Source organism: Grimontia sp. AD028 (assembly GCF_000973155.1).
GTDB classification, from domain to species: domain Bacteria; phylum Pseudomonadota; class Gammaproteobacteria; order Enterobacterales; family Vibrionaceae; genus Enterovibrio; species Enterovibrio indicus.
Window position 1 is genome coordinate 23,026 of sequence record NZ_LASY01000057.1, and the last position, 21,059, is coordinate 44,084.

A 21,059-nucleotide genomic window follows, 5' to 3' on the forward strand; every position below is an offset into this window, starting at 1 on the left:
GAGAGAAACGGCAAAGCCATGTTATCGAAACTAATTACCAAAGTAATCGGAAGCCGCAATGACCGCACACTGCGTCGCCTTCGCAAAGTTGTAAATGAAATCAATAACCTTGAACCGCAATTTGAAGCGCTCAGCGATGAAGAGCTGAAAGCCAAAACTGCTGAATATCGCCAACGTATCGAGCAAGGTGAATCACTGGACGCTATTCTGCCGGAAGCCTTTGCTACCGTGCGTGAAGCGTCTAAGCGTGTTTACGGCATGCGTCACTTCGACGTTCAGATGATTGGCGGCATGGTACTGAACAATGGCCAAATCGCAGAGATGCGTACCGGTGAAGGTAAAACCCTTACGGCTACCCTGCCAGCTTATCTGCACGCCCTGACGGGCAAAGGCGTTCACATCGTCACAGTGAATGACTATCTGGCGAAGCGTGATGCCGAAACCAACCGTCCGCTGTTTGAATTCCTGGATATGACAGTTGGCGTGAACGTGCCGAACATGCATCCGCAAGAGAAAAAGCAAGCCTACCTTGCAGACATTCTTTACGGAACGAACAACGAGTTTGGTTTCGATTACCTTCGCGACAACATGGCATTCCGTGCAGAAGACCGCGTTCAGCGCTCCCGCTACTTTGCAGTAGTGGATGAAGTTGACTCCATCCTTATCGATGAAGCGCGTACTCCTCTTATTATTTCTGGCCCTGCAGAAGACAGCTCTGATATGTACACCCGTATCAACGCGCTGATCCCACAGCTGGTTCGTCAGGACAAAGAAGACAGCGAAGAGTACCGTGGTGACGGCCACTTCACTGTTGACGAAAAAGGCAAGCAAGCTCACCTGACAGAAACCGGTCAGGAGTTTGTTGAAGAGCTGCTGAAGAAAAATGGCCTGATGGAAGAGCACGACACTCTGTACTCTCCAGCCAATATCACTTTGCTTCACCACATCAATGCCGCATTGCGTGCACATGTACTGTTTGAGAAAGACGTTGATTACATCGTGAAAGACGATGAAGTCATCATCGTTGACGAACACACAGGCCGTACTATGCCTGGCCGTCGTTGGTCTGAAGGTCTACACCAGGCTGTTGAAGCCAAAGAAGGCGTGAAGATCCAGAATGAAAACCAGACGCTGGCATCGATCACTTTCCAGAACTTCTTCCGTCTCTACGATCGTCTGTCAGGTATGACAGGTACCGCAGATACCGAAGCGTTCGAATTCCAGTCAATTTATGGTCTGGATACCGTGGTTATTCCAACCAACAAACCAATGGTCCGTGATGATATGGCGGATCAGGTTTACATGACTGAACGCGAGAAATTCAACGCGATCATCGAAGATATCAAAGAACGCAGCGAGAAGGGCCAGCCTTCACTGGTGGGTACGGTGTCGATTGAAAAATCAGAGCTGCTTTCGAATGCACTGAAGAAAGCGGGTGTTAAACACTCAGTACTGAACGCAAAATTCCACGCATCAGAAGCTGACATCGTTGCTGAAGCGGGTGCGCCGGGTGCAGTGACCATCGCCACCAACATGGCGGGTCGTGGTACTGATATCGTGTTGGGTGGTAGCTGGCAGACTGAAGTTGCTAAGCTGGAAAACCCATCAGAGCAACAAATTGACGACATCAAAGCGAAGTGGCGTGAGCGTCATGACGCAGTGAAAGCAGCGGGTGGCCTTCACATCATTGGTACCGAGCGTCACGAATCACGCCGTATCGATAACCAGCTACGTGGTCGTTCTGGTCGTCAGGGTGACCCAGGCTCAAGCCGTTTCTACCTGTCGATGGAAGATTCACTGATGCGTATCTTTGCTTCTGAACGTGTGTCGAACATGATGAAGAAGCTGGGTATGGAAGAAGGCGAAGCGATTGAGCACCCATGGGTGAACAAGGCGATTGAAAATGCCCAGCGCAAAGTCGAAGGCCGTAACTTCGATATTCGTAAGCAACTGCTGGAATTCGATGACGTCGCTAACGACCAGCGTAAGGTGGTTTACGAGCTACGTGATGAGCTGATGGAAAATACCGACATCAGCGAAATGATTGAGCAAAACCGTGAAGACATCGTCAATGCGGTGATTGATCAGTACATCCCGCCACAATCTCTGGAAGAGATGTGGGATATCGCAGGACTTGAAGGTCGCTTGAAAGCTGACTTCGACGTTGAACTTCCTCTGCAGCAGTGGTTGGACAACGACGACAAGTTGTATGAAGAGCAACTGCGTGAGCAGATCCTGAATAACATCGTTGATGTCTACAAATCGAAAGAAGCGGCAGTAGGTCCAGAAACCCTGCGTAACTTTGAAAAAGCGGTGATGCTGCAAACGCTGGATACGCTTTGGAAAGAGCATCTGGCGGCAATGGACCACCTGCGTCAGGGTATCCACCTGCGTGGTTATGCGCAGAAGAACCCGAAACAGGAATACAAGCGCGAATCGTTTGAACTGTTTGAAGGCCTGCTTGAGTCACTGAAATCAGATGTGATCATGACTCTTAGTAAAGTACGCGTTCAGCAGCCAGAAGAAGTGGATCGTATGGAAGAGCAGCGCCGAGCGCAGGCAGAAGCTGCAGCACGTCGCCAGCAAATGAACCATGCCGAAGCGGAAAACCAATTGGCTGATGGTGAATCACAAAGCGCTTCGTCAGAAACTGTGGTTCGTGATGGCCGTAAAGTAGGTCGTAACGAGCCTTGCCCTTGTGGTTCCGGCAAGAAGTTCAAGCAGTGCCACGGCAAGATTGACTAAGCTGAGGTGCTTAAAGAAAAGGCCGCTCAGCGGCCTTTTTTATGGAAGTGAGATAATTAAATGGAAAAGAAACGACTTCATATCGCTGCAGGGATCATTTTGAACCCTGAAGCCAATGCGATTTTCATCACCCAGCGTCCAGCTAAGGCACACAAAGGCGGCTTTTGGGAATTTGCCGGTGGTAAAGTCGAAGACGGTGAATCAGCCCTAGAAGCAGTGAAGCGAGAGCTTGAAGAAGAGGTGGGGATTACTGCCAAAACTGTTGAGCCGTTTATTTCACTGGCGCATGACTACCCTGATAAAGCGTTGGCTTTCGATTTCTTTCTTGTCAGAGAATTCGAAGGTAAACCTTTTGGTAAAGAAGGGCAGCCAGGGGAGTGGGTGGCTATCAGCGAGCTAGCAAACTACACCTTCCCCGAAGCGAATGATCCTGTGCTGGATAAAATCCGCGAGATACTGGGTTGAATGTTTCAGTGTGGAAAATGGGCTCCTAGGACCTAGGACCTAGGACCCTAGAAACCTGATCTTTAGTTATCTTCTGACCAGCCGTCACTGTCAGACATATCCGGTGCACCGGCAATACGCTTCTCTTCATCGGCCCATTCGCCAAGATCAATCAGTTGGCATTTCTTGCTACAAAATGGACGAAATGGGCTGACATCGCCCCAAACCACAGGAATGCCACATTGTGGGCAATTGACGATGGTTGGCTTTTCTTGACTCACAAAAACCTCATTAATTAACAAACTGCCAGAGATAAAGCCATCATGTCTGGGACAGGCTGACTCTCATCAAATGGCATAAAACGGATAGCAAAACGCGACTTGTGACCGGATACCAGCGGGAAGGCATTGTATTCGGTAGAGAGCTGAATGCGCAGCAAGCTTGCACCTTCCACATCCTGCTGATAAAACCCATTCACCACTGTGCAAGGCTGAAGGCCAGCACTACCGCGGGTCAGACGCAGCCAGAAGCTTAGCGCGTCTTCGAGCGGAGCCAGAGTCTGCTTCCATTGCTCAGCATTAGACTGCTTGTGTGCCAACGGCAGATTCAGCCAGTGGTGCAGAGACGGCAAATCAAAACTGCAGGTACCACCTGGTATCGAAAAGCGCTGGCGGATAGATGACAGAAACTTATCTTCACGAAGCTTCTGGCCAAGGCGCGAACCCTGCAGCAATGCTTGTTGGATCTGGCGGCTTTCAAGCAATAGCGCTTTTAACTGTTCAGTATCGACATTTGGCACATCGAGCCAGGTTTCGAGCTTGGCACGTTGTTTTTCTAAATCCTTGGCAAGGTCGCCCTTCACCTGTACCTGCTCAAGAATCTCAACCAAGTCGAACAGGCTGCGAAAAAAGACGCGCCACTGACCGTCATCAGTCAGTGTGGAAGATTGGTTGATTTGATCGAGAAGATACTCAAGACGCAGGTATACACGAACCTGCTCAGTCAGGGGATGCTCGTAAAGGGTGTCACTGCTCATCTTGCTTCCCGTTTATTGCGCCACCAGAGCGAGATACTGGTGGTGCAGTGTTTCAATCTGTTCTGACAGCGGTTTGCTGTCATTTTCATTAAAGATGATATCGTCAGCGGCTTCGAGTCGCTGTTGACGAGTAGCCTGCGCGGCGAGAATATTTTTGACCTGCTCTTCTGGCACTTGGTCCCGTTGGGTAGTCCGGGTCACCTGCGTGGCTTCGCTGACATCGACAACCAGCACACGCTGGCAAAGCGATTGAAGACCGTTTTCCACTAAAAGGGGAATGACCAGCAGGCAATATGGTGACGTGGCCTGAGCGGTTTGGGTAATCATCTCTTGTCTGATTTTGGGATGCAACAGACCATTGAGCCATTCCTTGTCTTCTGGATGAGAGAAAACATGCTCGCGCAGCGCGCCGCGGTTCAGCGTGCCGTCGTCATTGAGCATGGAAGCACCGAATTTTTCCGCAATAGCTTTTAATCCCTCAGAGCCAGGCTCGACCACTTGTCTGGCAATCACATCGGCATCAATCACTTCAATGCCTTTTTCCGCGAACAGGTTGGCAACCGTGGTTTTTCCACTGCCAATGCCGCCTGTAACGCCTACCACGTATGCCATGAATCAGTAACCCAGATAAGAAGTTAAGTACCAGTCGATGATCTTATTGCCCCATAGCAAACTGATCCACCCCGCAATCGCGAGATACGGGCCAAATGAGAAAGGTGTTTCTTTTCCGGTGCCTTTGACACGCATCATAATGATGCCGCCAATCGCACCGACAAACGAGGCCATCAGCACCACCATCGGCAGCGCTTGCCAGCCAAGCCAAGCGCCAAGAGCCGCTAAGAGTTTAAAATCACCATATCCCATTCCTTCTTTGCCTGTCAGGATCTTAAACAGTTGGAATACAGTCCAAAGGGAGAGATAACCCGCCATTGCACCGATAACTGAATCTTGCAGCGACACCGGAGAAACGCCAACAAGCGCGAGCAAAAGACCTGCCCACATCAGAGGAAGTGTCATTTGATCTGGCAGCAGCATGGTGTCGAGGTCGATAAAGCAAAGGGCGACAAGTGTGAAAGTCGCGCCAATGACTGCTAATGACCAATACCCAGTCAAGGTGAACGCCACAAAACCTGAGAGGACTGCTGTCAGGATTTCGATGAGAGGATAGCGAACGCTGATTTTAGTTTTGCACGAGCGGCATTTACCGCCAAGGATCAGCCAGCTCAACACAGGAATATTGTCGATAGCGCGAACTGGCGCTTGGCAAGATGGGCAGTGAGAGCGTGGCAAGCTCAGGTTAAAGACATCGCTGTCTTTTGGTGCTGGCATGTCATCAGGAAAGCACTCATGGCACTCCTGTCGCCACTGGCTTTCCATCATTTTTGGAAAGCGGTAAATCACCACATTGAGAAAACTGCCCACGATCAGGCCAAACAGCGAGGCGAGAAAAACATAAAGACCCGGAGAGTCAAAAAGCCAGTCCATCAATCAATCCTGTGTAAACGGTGGTAGGGTCTGTTGACCTTTGGTGGTTGACCATCATCAAAGGTCAACAGACACTGGGTATGATAACGACTTGTGCCGCTTCGCTCCATGTGAAATGAAGCAGTTAGCGGCACAAAACAGAGAAGGGTCGGAAGCCTAGCCCATTACACTCATCAGGTTGAACATCGGAAGATACATCGCTACCACCAGTGAGCCGATAAGCAGGCCCAAAGTGACAATGATCATCGGCTCCAGAATCTTACCGAGATTGTCGACCGTGTTATCCACGTCGGCTTCATAGATGCCGGCAACCTTGTTCAGCATGTCATCGAGCGCACCAGACTCTTCCCCGATCATTACCATCTGGATCATCATGTCTGGGAACTCTCCGGTTTCCTTGATGGAGCGGTGAAGTGGGCGGCCACCAGACGTTTGCTTATGTACTTCCTCAATGACTTTTTTAAAGTGGCTGTTATTGGCGGTTTTCCCTGCGGCAGATAACCCATTGAGGAGAGGAATACCCGCACTAAACGTGGTCGCCAACGTACGGGTAAAACGAGAAATGGTGGCTTTGGTCAATACATCCCCAATCACAGGAATATGCAGTGATAACTTGCTGACTTTAAGGCGGAAACTGTAGCTTTTATTCACGCAGCCCTTAAAGGCTGCAACAGCCAGAATGAGCGCAACCAGCATATAAAGCCCGTAGTCCCGAATCCCATCTGACACGTTTAACACCTTTTGGGTAAACCAAGGTAGTTCTGCCCCGAATGAAGAAAACACATCTTTGAAAGTTGGGATGACGAAGATCAGCATGCCGATGGTCACGGCTATCGCGATAACGCAGACTATCGAAGGATAGATCATGGCTTTCACCACCTTCGCCCTCGTTTCCTCGCTCTTTTCACGATAGACACAAATACGCGCAAAGATTTGCTCCAATCGACCGGTTTGTTCACCGGTGGCAACCAAATCGCAGTAAAACTGGTCAAAAAGAGGTGAGCTCGCTTTCATCGATTGCGCCAGTGAGGAGCCCGCTTCAATGTGGCTGTAAATCTGGCTGATGATCAGCTTCATTTCCGCTTTCTTCGCGCTGGCTTTTAGCAGTCTCAGCGTTTCTCCCAGTGGCACACCCGCTTCCAGCATGGTTGCCATTTGGCGCGAAAACAGGGTGATATCTTTCGCCGTCGCCGAGTTTCTGCGACGAACCCAGGAGGACGGCGAACGCTTTTTGATTTTCTCCAAGCGGATGTGTTGTTCCTGAAGGGCTTGTCTGGCTTCTTGCTCTGAAAATGCCAGCGTTTGACCTTTTACTTTGGCGCCTTTGGAGGTGACGCCGCGCCACTGATAAGAGAAAAGTTTATTGGGACTGGTGGCCATGATATTTCCTTTTACAGACTGATCACGCGTTGCAGTTCTGCAAGGCTGGTGATGCCTTCATTGAGTTTTTCGATTCCAGATAATTGCAGCGTTAACATGCCATTGCCCATGGCAAGGGTTTCAATGCGGGAAGCTGACGCGCCGTTACCGATGGCTTCTGCCAAATCTCTGCTAACTGGCATGACTTCATAAATACCCACACGCCCCAAATAGCCATGGTTGCAGTGATCGCACCCTTCCGGTGAGGCTTGATAAACAAGCTCAGGTTTGAGCGAAGGATAGTGTTGAGTCAATGCCGTGAGGTGATGGTCATCATCATCATGCGGCACTTTACAATGTGGACAAAGACGACGGCCCAAGCGCTGGGCGATAATCAAGGTGAGTGAAGCGGCCAGGTTGTAGGCAGCAACGCCCATGTTTGCCAAACGGGTGACACTTTCTGCGGCAGAGTTGGTGTGCAAAGTCGATAGCACCAGGTGACCGGTTTGTGCCGCTTTGATACCAATTTCAGCGGTTTCTAAATCACGTATCTCGCCGACCATCACCACATCAGGATCCTGACGGAGAAAGGCGCGCAATGCCTTGGTAAAGTCCAACCCGATATCGTTATTGATGTTGACCTGATTGATCCCGGGCAGGTTGATTTCAACCGGGTCTTCTGCGGTGGAGATATTTCGATCAGCGGTATTGAGATACTTCAGGCCGGTATACAAAGAAACGGTTTTTCCGCTCCCTGTAGGACCTGTCATCAAGATCATCCCTTGTGGGCGATTCAGCGCATTTAAATAATCTTGTTTTTGCTGGGCGTTATAACCGAGGGAGTCGATATCCAGTGCGACACTGCCACCATCCAAGATCCGCAGTACCACCTTTTCGCCCCAAAGCGTTGGCAGAGTAGAGACCCGCATATCGATGGATTTCTCTTCCGAAAGGTTCAGCTTAATCCGTCCGTCTTGTGGAAGACGGCGTTCAGCGATGTTCAGCTTGGCGATGATTTTTAACCGTGTCGAAAGACGGCGCGAGATCCCCACAGGTGGCGTGCTGTGGGTTTGTAAAATACCGTCCAAACGGAAACGGATTTGGTAGCTTTGCTCGAAAGGTTCGAAATGGATATCAGAAGCTTGTTTACGGACAGCATCCATCAGGACTTGTTGAATGTAACGGCTGACGGGGGCATCGTCAGAAAACAGATCTTCGTTCTCAGCAATGTCATCCATGCTGTTACTCAGCGCCTCTAACTCAGAGTCTGTCACACTGTTGGTTCGAATTCTCTCCGTGACATTCTTACCATAAAGCCGTCGAATCGCCCCTTCAATTTGGGCATGTTCCAAGAGTACGGGATTAACGGAATGGCCCGTGGAAAACTGGAAATCGTCCTGAATATCAATGCGGGTGGGGTCGCTAACCCCTAAAAGCAGTTGCTGGTTGCGAATTTCTAAAGGGAGGCATTGGGAAGAGAGCACCAAATCTTTTTGGTTCAGTGTCGTGTTGGTGGCTTCCCAAGGATAGTGTTTGATGTCCTGCAGAGGCTCACCAAAAACCTCAGAGACGGCTTTCGCCAGCTCTTCACTGGATAGGATTTTTAAAGCGAGCAAAGCCGAAGGTGTGCTCACACCTTCGGCTTTGATTTTTGCTGTGACTTCTTGTTCTTGCGCCGAGGAAAGGAATTCATCTCGGCGCAGGGCGACAGCAAGGTTAGATTTCATTAACTACCCGGCGTTGCAGCGGTTGCGTTACAACCTTTAACTTCTACACCGGAAATGTCTGCTTCCATTGAGCAACTCCAAATCACATCGCTGCGCGTGTAAGTGATTTTCTTACCAGGAAATGAAACATTCGCGCCCATCGTGAATACTAAAGTATTGGAATCCGTAGGTGAGGTAATGTTACCAAGTTCGCCAACAGAATAAGTTCCTCCAGTCTGACCGAGGCCTCCGTCCGCGGCACTGGCTGTGATGAAAGTCTGAAGGGTGTTCGAACCTTTATCAGATAAATGCTCTTCTGCTTTTGTTAGTAAGGTTTTTACTGAGGCTACGGCAGCTGCTACATCTGATTGACGTTTATATTCTGAGTAAGCTGGCACAGCAATCGCCGTCAGTGCACCAATAATCCCAACCACAATCAGAAGCTCAATTAAGCTAAAACCCTTTTGCTTTTTCATGTCCATTACTCTCCGATGAATTTATATACGCAACTGTGCGCTTAAAGTGGTTCCAAGATACGGCGGATGGAGAGGGGAAAACAGCAGATAAAATTCGGGTTTCGAGTGGTGGATTGTCTTTTCTGTAATTGACCTGTTAATCAATTACTTTAATGTGAAGCGCGAAATAAAAAAGCAGGCGTTATGCCTGCTTCTATCAATTAATCTATTGATATTAATAGATTACTTAAGGCGCATGGATAAATCCATGGCGCGAATATGTTTGGTCAGTGCTCCGACTGAAATGTAGTCCACACCTGTTTCTGCATACTCGCGGATGGTTTTAAGGGTAACATTGCCGGAAACCTCCAGCGCGACTTTCCCTTTGTTGAGCTCCACAGCTTGGCGCATCATTTCGGTGGTGAAGTTATCAAGCATCACGATGTCTGCTCCTGCATCAATCGCCTGCTGCAGCTCATCTAACGATTCAGTTTCCACTTCAACTGGCTTGCCTGGGTTTAACTTCTTAGCCGTTTCTACCGCACCTTGAATACCGCCGCACGCAATGATGTGGTTTTCTTTAATCAGGTAGGCATCGTAAACACCGATGCGGTGATTAAAGCCGCCGCCGCAGAAAACGGCATATTTCAGCGCGTTGCGAAGCCCTGGAATGGTTTTACGGGTGTCCAGTAGGCGGGTTTGCGTACCAGCAATTTTCGCTACATAGCGGGCAGTTTCTGTTGCGCAGCCAGAGAGTGTCTGGATAAAGTTCATCGCGTTGCGTTCGCCCGTAAGCAGAGTGCGGGCTGGGCCTTTCAGTTCGCAAAGCACCTGATTCGGCTCGACCTTATCACCGTCTTCCACTTTCCAGTCGATAATGACTGTGCTGCCAAGCTGGCGGAAAACTTCATCAGCGAATGCTCGGCCGCAAAATACACCAGCCTCACGGGTGATGATGGTGGCTTCACCTTGGGTGTCGGCAGCAATCAAGCTGGCTGTAATATCATTGTCCGCATTAATCTCACCGCCCAAGTCTTCTTTCAAGGTATCGGTAACGCAGCGAACCACATCTTCTTCAAGGTGTGTTTTGAGATAGGCGATACGGCTTTGGCTATCGTGGACGCGTGAAGTATTTGAAAGATCGGACATGGTGGTTCCATCACAGTGAGTTCGGTTTAATACAGGTTGGCCCTGAGTGATGGATGCAAGTTTACCGTCGGCAGGGGAAATTTGCGAGGTAAGAGGTGAGTTCTCTGTATGTCGATTCGTTAGAAAGTTGTGCCTGTTTTGGCGGATGACGAGTTAAAATAGTCAAAGACCTGTTTCTTGTTTGCTGTTTTTGGCGAGTTTTCAATGTTAACCATCACCAATCATTTGTTGGATAGTGCCAGTTATGTTCCTTCACCTCACTTTAACGAGCGCCCGGTCGAGGAAGACATTTCGCTGCTGGTGGTACATAACATCAGCTTGCCGCCGGGTGAATTTGGTGGGAGCTATATCGAAGATTTCTTTCAGGGAAAACTCACCTCTACAGCGCATCCCTTCTTTGATGAAATCCGCAATGTTCAGGTCTCAGCCCATTGCCTGATAAAACGTGATGGCAGGGTGGTGCAATTTGTTCCTTTCAATCAACGAGCTTGGCATGCTGGGGTGTCATCATTTGAAGGCCGTGAGCAGTGCAATGATTTTTCGATTGGTATTGAGCTTGAAGGGACAGATGACTTGCCATACACAGAAGCGCAGTACGTTTCATTAGCGGATATATCTCGCGCCATCATGAAGCACTATCCCGCAATTACTCCTGAGCGTATTTCTGGCCATGAGAACATTGCACCAGGAAGAAAAACCGACCCCGGTCAGGCATTTCATTGGAAGAAGTTTAAAGCGCTCCTCTAGGTCAAAAAGTGGGGGGAATGTGCGTAAAGGTGTGTTGACGATTTGCTACACCACCTGAAACGACTTTGAGACTGAGCGCACAGAATTCCAACCGTGACCAAAATAATTGGTCTGACCATTACATCTCCATTGATTAATAAATGCGCGACATCTAATTGTAACTTCTATGACTTAAATCAAGTTTACGGTGGACACTAAAGCCGCATTCTGGTAACTTTTTATGTGTTTGGTAATTGGTCTTACCAATTTACAAGGCCAGGAAATGGGATAGGACGCGCAGGAACTCCGGCGCCAAATAAATAATAAAACGATGGCTATACAACGGATTCGTCAACCCAAACTATCTGACGTTATTGAGAAAGAGCTTGAAAGCCTAATTCTGGAAGGAACCCTCTCGCCCGGGCAAAAACTGCCGCCAGAGCGCGAGTTGGCGAAACAATTTGATGTTTCCCGCCCCTCCGTCCGAGAAGCAATTCAGCGATTAGAAGCCAAAAAACTCCTTAATAGAAAACAAGGTGGTGGCACCTTTGTGAGTGAGCGCTTGTGGCAGCGTTTCTCAGAGCCTTTGATTGGTCTTTTGGCTGACCACCCTGAAAGCCAGCTTGATTTGCTGGAATCCCGTCATGCGCTGGAAGGTATCTCCTCCTATTTCGCTGCGTTACGTGGAACTGATGAAGATTTAAAGCGAGTGTGTGCATGCCACGACAGCATTCGCGAAGCCCAGCAGCTTGGTGATTTAAAAGCTGAAGCCGCCGCCGTTATGAAATACCTGATTGCCGTTACCGAGGCATCACATAACGTGGTCCTGCTGCATATCATGCGCAGTCTGGCGCCATTGCTGGAGCAAAACATTTTGCAAAACTTTGAGTTACTGAACCGACGTGAAGATGTCGTCGCGAAGGTAACCAAGCACAGAGCCAATATTGTTCAGGCGATTACCGCTGGTGAGCCGGAAAAAGCCCGCCAGGCATCGCATGCACATTTGGCCTTTATCGAGGAAACCCTGCTGGATCTGGGCCGTGAGGAGAGTCGAATTGAACGCTCTCTCCGCCGGATACAGCAACGCAAGGACGAGTTGGAATAGCGGATCCCGACAGCTTTGAGGAGTTGTCAGGAACCGTTTTTTCAGCTGCGACAACATTAGTTTTGTACGAGTCAATCAACGAAAGGATAGATCGCCATGTCTGAAGTCATGAAAAATGACGTGGACGCACTAGAGACCCAAGAGTGGCTAGCAGCTCTTGAATCAGTCGTTCGTGAAGAAGGTGTAGAACGTGCCCAGTTCCTGCTTGAGCAAGTTATGGAAAAGGCGCGCCTTGACGGTGTTGATATGCCAACTGGCATCACCACCAACTATGTGAATACCATCCCAGCAGACAAAGAGCCTGCATACCCGGGTGATGTAAACCTGGAACGTCGTATTCGTTCTATCATTCGTTGGAACGCGATCATGATCGTGTTGCGCGCATCTAAGAAAGATCTGGAACTGGGCGGCCACATGGCGTCTTTCCAATCTTCAGCTGCATTCTACGAGACCTGTTTCAACCATTTCTTCCGCGCACCTAACGAGGTGGACGGTGGTGATCTGGTTTACTACCAAGGTCATATTTCACCGGGTATCTACTCGCGTGCATTCGTTGAAGGTCGTCTGACTGAAGAGCAACTGGATAACTTCCGTCAGGAAGTAGACGGTAAAGGTATCTCTTCTTACCCACACCCTAAACTGATGCCTGAGTTCTGGCAGTTCCCAACTGTATCTATGGGTCTGGGTCCAATCTCTGCTATCTACCAAGCTCGTTTCCTGAAGTACCTGAACGGTCGTGGTCTGAAAGACACTACCAACCAGCGCGTATACGCATTCCTGGGTGATGGTGAGATGGATGAGCCAGAATCACGCGGCGCGATTTCTTTCGCAGCTCGTGAGAAGCTGGATAACCTGTGCTTCCTGATCAACTGTAACCTGCAGCGTCTGGACGGCCCAGTAATGGGTAACGGCAAGATCATCCAAGAACTGGAAGGTCTGTTCAAAGGTGCTGGCTGGAACGTGGTTAAGGTTGTTTGGGGTAGCGGTTGGGACAAACTGCTGGCGAAAGACACCACCGGTAAACTGCTGCAACTGATGAATGAAACCGTTGACGGTGACTACCAGACGTTCAAAGCAAAAGACGGTGCTTACGTTCGTAAACACTTCTTCGGCAAATACCCAGAGACTGCAGCACTGGTTGCTGACATGACTGACGAAGAGATCTTCGCGCTGAAGCGTGGTGGTCACGAGCCGTCGAAGCTGTACGCTGCATTCAAGAGCGCACAAGAAACTTCAGACCGCCCAACAGTAATCCTGGCTAAGACCGTTAAAGGTTACGGCATGGGTGAAGCGGCTGAAGGTAAGAACATTGCGCACCAGGTTAAGAAAATGGATATGACCCATGTTCTGCACCTGCGTGACCGCCTGGGTCTGCAAGATCTGCTGTCTGACGAAGACGTTGCTGCACTGCCTTACCTGAAACTGGAAGAAGGTTCAGCGGAGCACCAGTACCTGCACGCTCGTCGTCAAGCGCTGAAAGGTTACACGCCTAAGCGTCTGCCTAACTTCACTGAAGAATTGACTCTGCCACAGCTGGACGCGTTCCAACCTCTGCTGGAAGAGCAAAAGCGTGACATTTCTACCACCATGGCTTTCGTACGTGCACTGAACGTGCTGCTGAAAGACAAAGGCGTGGGCAAGAACATCGTTCCAATTATTGCGGACGAAGCGCGTACCTTTGGTATGGAAGGTCTGTTCCGTCAAATCGGTATCTACAACCCGCACGGCCAGAACTACACCCCACAAGACCGCGACATCGTTTCTTACTACAAAGAAGCAACGTCAGGTCAGGTACTGCAAGAAGGTATCAACGAACTGGGTGCAATGTCTTCATGGGTTGCTGCGGCAACGTCATACAGCACCAACGATCTGCCAATGATCCCGTTCTACATCTACTACTCAATGTTCGGCTTCCAACGTGTTGGCGACATGGCGTGGATGGCTGGCGACCAACAAGCACGTGGCTTCCTGCTGGGTGCAACTGCAGGTCGTACAACGCTGAACGGTGAAGGTCTTCAGCACGAAGATGGTCACTCACACATCATGGCGGGTACGGTTCCTAACTGTATTTCTTACGACCCAACTTTCGCTTACGAAGTTGCAGTGATCATGCAAGACGGTATCCGTCGCATGTACGGTCCAGAGCAAGAGAACGTGTTCTACTACCTGACGCTGATGAACGAAAACTACGCGCAGCCAGCAATGCCAGAAGGCGCTGAAGAAGGTATCCGTAAGGGTATCTACAAGCTGGAAGCTTATGCGGGTGACAAAGCGAAAGTTCAGCTGATGGGCTCAGGTACCATCCTGAACGAAGTACGTGCAGCGGCTGACATCCTGAGCAAAGATTACGGCATCGCATCTGACGTATTCAGCGTGACGTCTTTCAACGAACTGGCACGTGATGGCCAGGCGTGTGATCGTCAGAACATGCTGAACCCAATGGCAGACGCGCAAGTCCCATACATTGCACAAGTGATGGGTACTGAGCCTGCTATCGTTGCGACTGACTACATGAAGAACTACGCGGACCAAGTTCGTGCGTTCATTCCTGCTGAGTCTTACCGCGTGCTGGGTACTGACGGCTTCGGTCGTTCAGACAGCCGTGAGAACCTGCGTCGTCACTTCGAAGTTAACGCTGGCTACGTAGTCGTTGCTGCGCTGACTGAACTGGCGAAGCGTGGTGACATCGAGAAATCAGTGGTTGTTGAAGCCATTGAGAAGTTCGGTATCGACACTCAGAAAGTGAACCCACTGTACGCGTAAGAGGCATATATCAAATGGCAATCGAAATTAACGTACCAGACATCGGTGCCGATGAGGTTGAAGTTACTGAGATCCTCGTTAGCGTTGGTGACAAAGTTGAAGAAGATCAGTCGCTGATCACCGTTGAAGGTGACAAGGCGTCGATGGAAGTACCTGCATCACAGGCCGGTGTGGTTAAAGAAATCAAAATCGCAGAAGGCGACAAAGTTTCTACCGGCTCTTTGATCATGATTTTCGAAGCCGAAGGTGCAGCTGAAGCTGCACCTGCTCCTGCAGCAGAAGCCGCTCCAGCAGCGGTACCTGCTCCAGCAGCAGCGGCTGAACTGAAAGAAGTTCACGTACCGGATATCGGTGGCGACGAAGTAGAAGTCACTGAAATCATGGTAGCGGTTGGCGACAGCATTGAAGAAGAGCAATCTCTGATCACTGTTGAAGGCGACAAAGCATCAATGGAAGTACCAGCTCCTTTCGCTGGTGTTCTGAAAGAAATCAAAGTAGCAGCGGGTGACAAAGTGTCTACCGGTTCACTGATCATGGTTTTCGAAACTGCAGGTTCAGGCGCAGCAGCACCAGTTGCAGCGGCTCCAGCAGCAGAAGCTCCTGCGGCAGCACCAGTCGCTGGCGGCGTGAAAGAAGTTCACGTTCCAGATATCGGTGGTGACGAAGTCGAAGTGACCGAAATCATGGTAGCAATCGGTGACAGTATCGAAGAAGAGCAGTCACTGATCACTGTTGAAGGTGACAAGGCTTCTATGGAAGTTCCTGCACCATTCGCAGGTGTACTGAAAGAAATCAAAGTAGCAGCAGGCGACAAAGTGTCTACTGGCTCGCTGATCATGGTCTTTGAAGTGGCTGGTGCAGCACCTGCACCAGCGGCGGCAGCGCCAGCGACATCTGCTCCTGCAGCGGCTCCTGCGGCGGCACCTGCAGTAGCTTCTACGCCAGCAGCAGCTGGTGACTTCCAGGAAAACAATGAGTACGCACACGCGTCTCCAGTTGTTCGTCGTCTGGCTCGTGAGTTTGGCGTTAACCTGGCGAAAGTGAAAGGTACTGGTCGTAAGAGCCGTATCCTGAAAGAAGACGTTCAGAACTATGTGAAAGATGCGCTTAAGCGTCTGGAATCTGGTGTGGCGGCTTCTGCTTCTGGTAAAGGTGATGGCGCAGCATTGGGTCTTCTGCCTTGGCCGAAAGTTGATTTCAGCAAGTTCGGTGAAACTGAGGTTCAACCTCTGTCTCGCATCAAGAAGATTTCTGGCGCGAACCTGCACCGTAACTGGGTAATGATCCCTCATGTGACTCAGTGGGACAATGCTGATATCACTGAGCTGGAAGCATTCCGTAAAGAACAAAATGCTATCGAAGCGAAGAAAGACACTGGCATGAAGATCACCCCACTGGTGTTCATCATGAAAGCTGTTGCGAAAGCGCTAGAAGCATTCCCAACGTTCAACTCTTCGCTGTCTGAAGACGGTGAGAGTCTGATCTTGAAGAAATTCGTTAACGTTGGTATCGCAGTAGACACGCCAAACGGCCTTGTTGTCCCAGTCTTCAAAGATGTGAACAAGAAAGGTATCTATGAGCTGTCTTCTGAGCTGATGGAAGTATCGAAGAAAGCACGTGCTGGCAAGCTGACCGCAGCTGACATGCAAGGTGGCTGTTTCACTATTTCCAGCCTGGGTGGCATCGGTGGTACTGCATTCACGCCAATCGTGAACGCACCTGAAGTTGCAATCCTGGGTGTGTCTAAGTCAGAAATGAAACCTGTATGGAACGGCAAAGAATTTGCGCCTCGCCTGCAGCTGCCATTGTCTCTATCTTATGATCACCGCGTTATCGACGGTGCAGACGGTGCACGTTTCATTACTTACCTGAACGAGTGTCTGTCAGACATTCGCCGTCTGGTACTGTAAGGCAATACTCCCCCGATCAGCGTTTGTCTGCATATGGCGAACGCTGATTTGATGTACAGCTCACAGGCTATAGGTTTTTATTTTTCAGCTTTTTAACAGGGCTGTAAACTGTCAGGCCAAATGCGAGGCTAGATGTACCGCGCAGTGAAACAAATGGTCCAAGATAATAAAACTCTTAGTCAGGGATATAAGACTACAACGAGGTCAGAATGAGTAAAGAAATCAAAGCCCAAGTCGTCGTACTGGGTTCGGGTCCTGCAGGTTATTCAGCGGCGTTTCGCTGTGCAGACCTGGGTCTGGACACCGTTCTGGTAGAAAAATACAGCACGCTGGGTGGTGTGTGTCTGAACGTGGGTTGTATCCCATCGAAAGCACTGCTGCACGTAGCGAAAGTTATCGAAGAAGCAAAAGCGATGGCTGACCACGGCGTTGTATTTGGTGAACCAACTACAGACATCAGCAAGATCCGCGTATGGAAAGAGAAAGTTGTTAACCAACTGACTGGCGGTCTTGGCGGCATGGCTAAGATGCGTAAAGTGAACGTGGTTAATGGCTACGGTAAGTTTACCGGTCCTAACACCATAGTGGTTGAAGGTGCAGATGGCGCGACCACTGTTAATTTTGACAACGCAATCATCGCTGCGGGTTCTCGCCCAATCGAACTGCCATTTATCCCGCATGAAGACCCACGTATCTGGGACTCTACCGATGCACTGGAACTGAAAGAAGTTCCAGAGAAAATGCTGGTTATGGGTGGCGGTATCATCGGTCTGGAGATGGGTACTGTTTATCACTCGCTGGGTTCTCAAATCGACGTGGTTGAGATGTTCGACCAAGTTATCCCAGCAGCAGATAAAGACATCGTTAAAGTCTTCACCAAGCGCATCAGCAAGAAGTTCAACCTGATGCTGGAAACCAAAGTGACTGCGGTTGAAGCGAAGGAAGACGGCATCTATGTAACGATGGAAGGCAAGAAAGCACCGGCTGAGCCGACTCGTTACGATGCAGTACTGGTTGCTATCGGCCGTGTACCTAACGGTAAACTGCTGGACGCTGAGAAATCTGGCGTTGAAGTTGATGAGCGTGGCTTCATCAACGTTGATAAGCAAATGCGTACTAACGTACCGCACATCTACGCGATCGGTGACATCGTAGGTCAGCCAATGCTGGCTCACAAAGGTGTTCATGAAGGTCACGTAGCAGCTGAAGTTATCGCTGGTAAGAAGCACTACTTCGACCCGAAAGTGATTCCATCTATTGCGTACACTGAGCCAGAAGTGGCTTGGGTTGGTCTGACTGAGAAAGAAGCGAAAGCACAAGGCATCAACTACGAAGTTGCTACCTTCCCATGGGCTGCATCTGGCCGTGCAATCGCGTCTGACTGCTCAGACGGTATGACGAAGATGATCTTCGACAAAGACACTCACCGTGTTATCGGTGGTGCGATTGTTGGTACCAACGGCGGCGAACTGCTGGGCGAAATCGGTCTGGCTATCGAGATGGGTTGTGATGCTGAAGACATCGCACTGACCATTCACGCTCACCCGACTCTGCACGAGTCTGTTGGTCTGGCTGCGGAAGTGTTTGAAGGTACGATTACTGACCTGCCAAACGCGAAAGCGGTGAAGAAGAAAAAATAATTTCTGATTCTTGAATTGAAGAGCGTCTCTTAGGAGGCGCTTTTTTTATTCTTAGTGAACAGTAACATAAGCTTTGTGTTGATATTACTATGCACCTGTAACAACTTGATGTTAGTCCTTTTTGAACCAGCCTTGAACTTTTTAAAAGGTCAGTGTACTTTTATTTCGATTAGGTCAAAGAAGTGTTTGATAATGTTTCTGAATAATTGAAAAAACGCATAATATTGCGGACATTGATCGTGTGCTTGTCTGATTTAGCGTAAGCCTTTTGGCTCCCCTTTTTGACAGAGTTGTGTTCAATACAGCTTTTCTGTCAGCCCTACTTTTTGCTTTATCAACAATATCTATCAACCGTTTTTGCAGTTTGAGGTCCCCATGTTTGCGTTTAGCCAACTCTCGTTCAAGACCAAGCTATTTATACCGCTTGCGTTTGTCAGTACCATTTTTACCGGCGTCCTAGTGGCGTCCTATCAGACATTTGAAAGGCAAATTACGCTCAACGAAGAGCTTAATGGGCAGCTTCAACCCACATTCACTGACATCGAAGATGCTTATCGAGATCTTTACCAATCAATGGGAAGCTTAGAAGGCTTACTGGCGCGAGGCGTATCGCCAGAAACCGTTAAATCGCAACAGTTTGAATTTTTTGAAAATGCTCCGCTAGCAGTAAAGCGGATGCAGTCATTCCAATCTTTGATTGATTTGGGCATTGTTGATCGTTCCTTACAGGCAGTGCTCAATCGGCTAACGCAGAATACAGAGCGTTGGCTAGATGAGCTTGAGTTGCTCATCAGTGATCCTTCAACAGTAAAAGCGCGCTATGCCCAACAGCACCAAGCGCTTTCAAGTGACTTCGCAAGCCTTCGTAATGACATAAAAATCCTTGAAAAAGCGATTGAATCAGCAAGCAAACGCGTATCCGGCGAGATTGCTGCGTCCACGATCAGTGCTGAGCGTTTGATTGTTGGTGGCACGCTCGCTGCGCTTATTCTGGCTCTGGTTGGCGGTGTAGTGCTGTCGCGAATGCTGATGAAACCTATCAATGAAATGTTGGAAGCACTGAGAAATATTGCCTCAGGAGACGGCGACCTGACTCAGCGACTGTCGGTGCAATCGCAGGATGAGATTGGACAACTTGGCAACGCATTTAACGAATTTGTCAGCAAGATACAAACCAGTATTAAGCAGGTTGTTGATGCTTCTCATGATGTCCGTGCTCAAACAGAGCAGATTGAAACGGCGATGCGAAGCAGCGTGACGCAAACAGAAAGTCAGCAACGTGAAAGCGACATGATCGCTGCTGCGGTGCAGGAAATGAGTGCCAGCAGCTTCCAGATCAGCGAAAACGCTTCGGAAGCAGCAGAAGCGACTCATACTGCCACGCAGGAAGTGGGCGCAGCGCAGGATAGCCTTGCGAGCACTGTGAGCGCGATGGCGTCTCTTCGTGAGCGTATTGAGCAGTCACAATCGACCATTGGTACCTTGAACAATGATGTCGACAGCATTGCGTCAATCATCGACGTGATCCGTGGTATCGCGGAACAAACCAACCTGCTGGCATTGAATGCAGCGATTGAAGCGGCACGTGCGGGAGAGCAGGGCAGAGGTTTTGCCGTTGTTGCCGATGAAGTGCGTGTGCTGGCGAACAAGACCCAGCAAAGTACGGAAGAGATCCGCGAAATGATTGAGCGTCTTGAAACAGGCACCAAGAATGCCGTGGTAGCTATGGATGAGAGCAGCGAAGCGAGTCAGAAGACCGTTTCTCAAATCCAGCAAACCTCCGAATACCTGGATGCGGTATCCACCATGATTGTGACCATCAATGACCAGAACAGTCAGGTTGCAGCAGCGTCTTCTCAGCAAAAGACAGTCTCGGAAGACATTAACCGCAACATTCACGGTATCGTGGAAAACGGTAAGCAAGTGCACGATAACCTGGAAGAAGTGGAAGGTGTGTGCCTGAATCTGGCGCAAAGAAGCCGACAACTCGACAGTGTGGTTGGCGCTTTCAGAGTCTAAGTTTTCACGCACAAAAAAACGCCGCAATTGCGGCGTTTTTTGCTTTTTGTTGGCAACGCTTAAAGTTTAAAGCGTTTTACCAGTTCATCGAGTGTATGCGAAAGTTCGCGCAATTCATCGCTGGCACGCGCCATGTTCTCAGCAGTATCTGCGGTTTGCTGGGTAGTTTCGTTAATGTCTTCGATGTTGCGATTGATGTCTGCAACAACGGTAGATTGTTCTTCCGTCGCTGTCGCCACCTGAGTATTGATGTCTGAAATCAGGACGATTTGCTCGTTGATTTGCATCAGCGCTGAAGAGGCATTCTGTGAGGCATCCGCGCCTTGGAAAGTCAGCTGTTGACTGTTCTCCATCGCTTCAACCGCAAATTGCGCTTCTTTCTGCAGATCATCGATCATGGTCTGGATTTCATTGGTGGATTCCGCAGTGCGGCTGGCAAGGCTTCTCACTTCATCCGCAACAACCGCAAAGCCACGTCCTTGTTCGCCAGCGCGTGCCGCTTCAATCGCTGCATTCA

Annotated in this window: 17 protein-coding genes; 8 read left to right on the forward strand and 9 right to left on the reverse strand. The window is 49.6% G+C overall.

Features of this window, described 5'->3' with window-relative positions; genetic code table 11:
* Positions 1-18 precede the first annotated feature (18 nt).
* Positions 19-2,745: a preprotein translocase subunit SecA gene (secA, locus tag RN22_RS13400; RefSeq protein ID WP_046305015.1), complete on the forward strand. Its 2,727-nt coding sequence runs from the start codon at positions 19-21 to the stop codon at positions 2,743-2,745.
* A gap of 60 nt (positions 2,746-2,805) precedes the next feature.
* Complete coding sequence (mutT, locus tag RN22_RS13405) at positions 2,806-3,210, forward strand: 8-oxo-dGTP diphosphatase MutT (protein ID WP_046305017.1); 405 nt, start codon at positions 2,806-2,808, stop codon at positions 3,208-3,210.
* Positions 3,211-3,272: 62 nt separating this feature from the next.
* On the opposite strand, the gene yacG is transcribed toward mutT, so the two are convergent.
* The 8 genes from yacG to nadC form a co-directional block, all read right to left on the reverse strand.
* Entirely contained in the window at positions 3,273-3,470 is a 198-nt protein-coding gene (yacG, locus tag RN22_RS13410; protein ID WP_002537389.1) for a DNA gyrase inhibitor YacG, read from the reverse strand.
* A 14-nt stretch (positions 3,471-3,484) separates the two neighbouring features.
* Positions 3,485-4,225: a cell division protein ZapD gene (gene zapD / locus RN22_RS13415; RefSeq protein WP_046305019.1), complete on the reverse strand. Its 741-nt coding sequence runs from the start codon at positions 4,223-4,225 to the stop codon at positions 3,485-3,487.
* A 12-nt stretch (positions 4,226-4,237) separates the two neighbouring features.
* Positions 4,238-4,837: a dephospho-CoA kinase gene (gene coaE / locus RN22_RS13420; RefSeq protein ID WP_046305021.1), complete on the reverse strand. Its 600-nt coding sequence runs from the start codon at positions 4,835-4,837 to the stop codon at positions 4,238-4,240.
* A 3-nt stretch (positions 4,838-4,840) separates the two neighbouring features.
* Entirely contained in the window at positions 4,841-5,710 is an 870-nt protein-coding gene (locus tag RN22_RS13425) for an A24 family peptidase (RefSeq protein WP_046305023.1), read from the reverse strand.
* A gap of 156 nt (positions 5,711-5,866) precedes the next feature.
* Entirely contained in the window at positions 5,867-7,090 is a 1,224-nt protein-coding gene (locus tag RN22_RS13430) for a type II secretion system F family protein (RefSeq protein ID WP_046305025.1), read from the reverse strand.
* Between the two features lie 11 nt (positions 7,091-7,101).
* A complete protein-coding gene (gene pilB / locus RN22_RS13435; protein ID WP_082111410.1) occupies positions 7,102-8,796 on the reverse strand; it encodes a type IV-A pilus assembly ATPase PilB in 1,695 nt (564 codons plus the stop codon).
* On the reverse strand, positions 8,796-9,251 hold the full coding sequence (locus RN22_RS13440) for a type IV pilin protein (RefSeq protein WP_046305041.1): 456 nt from the start codon (positions 9,249-9,251) through the stop codon (positions 8,796-8,798). The genes pilB and RN22_RS13440 overlap by 1 nt, the downstream gene beginning before the upstream one ends.
* A gap of 222 nt (positions 9,252-9,473) precedes the next feature.
* A complete protein-coding gene (nadC, locus tag RN22_RS13445; protein WP_046305027.1) occupies positions 9,474-10,379 on the reverse strand; it encodes a carboxylating nicotinate-nucleotide diphosphorylase in 906 nt (301 codons plus the stop codon).
* Between the two features lie 204 nt (positions 10,380-10,583).
* On the opposite strand from nadC, the gene ampD reads away from it, so the two are divergent.
* The 6 genes from ampD to RN22_RS13475 all read left to right on the forward strand — a co-directional run bounded on the left by ampD (position 10,584) and on the right by RN22_RS13475 (position 20,542).
* The gene (gene ampD / locus RN22_RS13450; protein ID WP_039849752.1) at positions 10,584-11,126 is read left to right on the forward strand and encodes a 1,6-anhydro-N-acetylmuramyl-L-alanine amidase AmpD; all 543 of its coding nucleotides are present in this window, start codon (positions 10,584-10,586) and stop codon (positions 11,124-11,126) included.
* A 310-nt stretch (positions 11,127-11,436) separates the two neighbouring features.
* Complete coding sequence (pdhR, locus tag RN22_RS13455; RefSeq protein WP_002537403.1) at positions 11,437-12,210, forward strand: pyruvate dehydrogenase complex transcriptional repressor PdhR; 774 nt, start codon at positions 11,437-11,439, stop codon at positions 12,208-12,210.
* A gap of 96 nt (positions 12,211-12,306) precedes the next feature.
* Positions 12,307-14,973, forward strand: coding sequence for a pyruvate dehydrogenase (acetyl-transferring), homodimeric type (gene aceE, locus RN22_RS13460; RefSeq protein ID WP_046305030.1), 2,667 nt, complete (start codon positions 12,307-12,309; stop codon positions 14,971-14,973).
* A gap of 14 nt (positions 14,974-14,987) precedes the next feature.
* Complete coding sequence (aceF, locus tag RN22_RS13465; RefSeq protein ID WP_046305032.1) at positions 14,988-16,883, forward strand: pyruvate dehydrogenase complex dihydrolipoyllysine-residue acetyltransferase; 1,896 nt, start codon at positions 14,988-14,990, stop codon at positions 16,881-16,883.
* Between the two features lie 209 nt (positions 16,884-17,092).
* On the forward strand, positions 17,093-18,523 hold the full coding sequence (gene lpdA / locus RN22_RS13470) for a dihydrolipoyl dehydrogenase (protein ID WP_002537408.1): 1,431 nt from the start codon (positions 17,093-17,095) through the stop codon (positions 18,521-18,523).
* Between the two features lie 375 nt (positions 18,524-18,898).
* The gene (locus RN22_RS13475; protein WP_046305034.1) at positions 18,899-20,542 is read left to right on the forward strand and encodes a methyl-accepting chemotaxis protein; all 1,644 of its coding nucleotides are present in this window, start codon (positions 18,899-18,901) and stop codon (positions 20,540-20,542) included.
* Between the two features lie 59 nt (positions 20,543-20,601).
* Here RN22_RS13475 and RN22_RS13480 read toward each other — a convergent pair.
* Positions 20,602-21,059 (reverse strand): methyl-accepting chemotaxis protein (locus RN22_RS13480; protein ID WP_046305036.1); only part of this gene is annotated, 458 nt, incomplete at its 5' end.

What these genes read in the sequence shown, in the direction of transcription:
- aceE (WP_046305030.1), top strand. Translation starts at nt 12,307, where the DNA reads ATGTCTGAAGTCATGAAAAATGACGTGGACGCACTAGAGACCCAAGAG.
- mutT (WP_046305017.1), top strand. Translation starts at nt 2,806, where the DNA reads ATGGAAAAGAAACGACTTCATATCGCTGCAGGGATCATTTTGAACCCT.
- ampD (WP_039849752.1), top strand. Translation starts at nt 10,584, where the DNA reads ATGTTAACCATCACCAATCATTTGTTGGATAGTGCCAGTTATGTTCCT.
- lpdA (WP_002537408.1), top strand. Translation starts at nt 17,093, where the DNA reads ATGAGTAAAGAAATCAAAGCCCAAGTCGTCGTACTGGGTTCGGGTCCT.
- RN22_RS13425 (WP_046305023.1), bottom strand. Translation starts at nt 5,710, where the DNA reads ATGGACTGGCTTTTTGACTCTCCGGGTCTTTATGTTTTTCTCGCCTCG.
- zapD (WP_046305019.1), bottom strand. Translation starts at nt 4,225, where the DNA reads ATGAGCAGTGACACCCTTTACGAGCATCCCCTGACTGAGCAGGTTCGT.
- RN22_RS13430 (WP_046305025.1), bottom strand. Translation starts at nt 7,090, where the DNA reads ATGGCCACCAGTCCCAATAAACTTTTCTCTTATCAGTGGCGCGGCGTC.
- pilB (WP_082111410.1), bottom strand. Translation starts at nt 8,796, where the DNA reads ATGAAATCTAACCTTGCTGTCGCCCTGCGCCGAGATGAATTCCTTTCC.
- pdhR (WP_002537403.1), top strand. Translation starts at nt 11,437, where the DNA reads ATGGCTATACAACGGATTCGTCAACCCAAACTATCTGACGTTATTGAG.
- aceF (WP_046305032.1), top strand. Translation starts at nt 14,988, where the DNA reads ATGGCAATCGAAATTAACGTACCAGACATCGGTGCCGATGAGGTTGAA.
- secA (WP_046305015.1), top strand. Translation starts at nt 19, where the DNA reads ATGTTATCGAAACTAATTACCAAAGTAATCGGAAGCCGCAATGACCGC.
- RN22_RS13475 (WP_046305034.1), top strand. Translation starts at nt 18,899, where the DNA reads ATGTTTGCGTTTAGCCAACTCTCGTTCAAGACCAAGCTATTTATACCG.
- coaE (WP_046305021.1), bottom strand. Translation starts at nt 4,837, where the DNA reads ATGGCATACGTGGTAGGCGTTACAGGCGGCATTGGCAGTGGAAAAACC.
- RN22_RS13440 (WP_046305041.1), bottom strand. Translation starts at nt 9,251, where the DNA reads ATGAAAAAGCAAAAGGGTTTTAGCTTAATTGAGCTTCTGATTGTGGTT.
- nadC (WP_046305027.1), bottom strand. Translation starts at nt 10,379, where the DNA reads ATGTCCGATCTTTCAAATACTTCACGCGTCCACGATAGCCAAAGCCGT.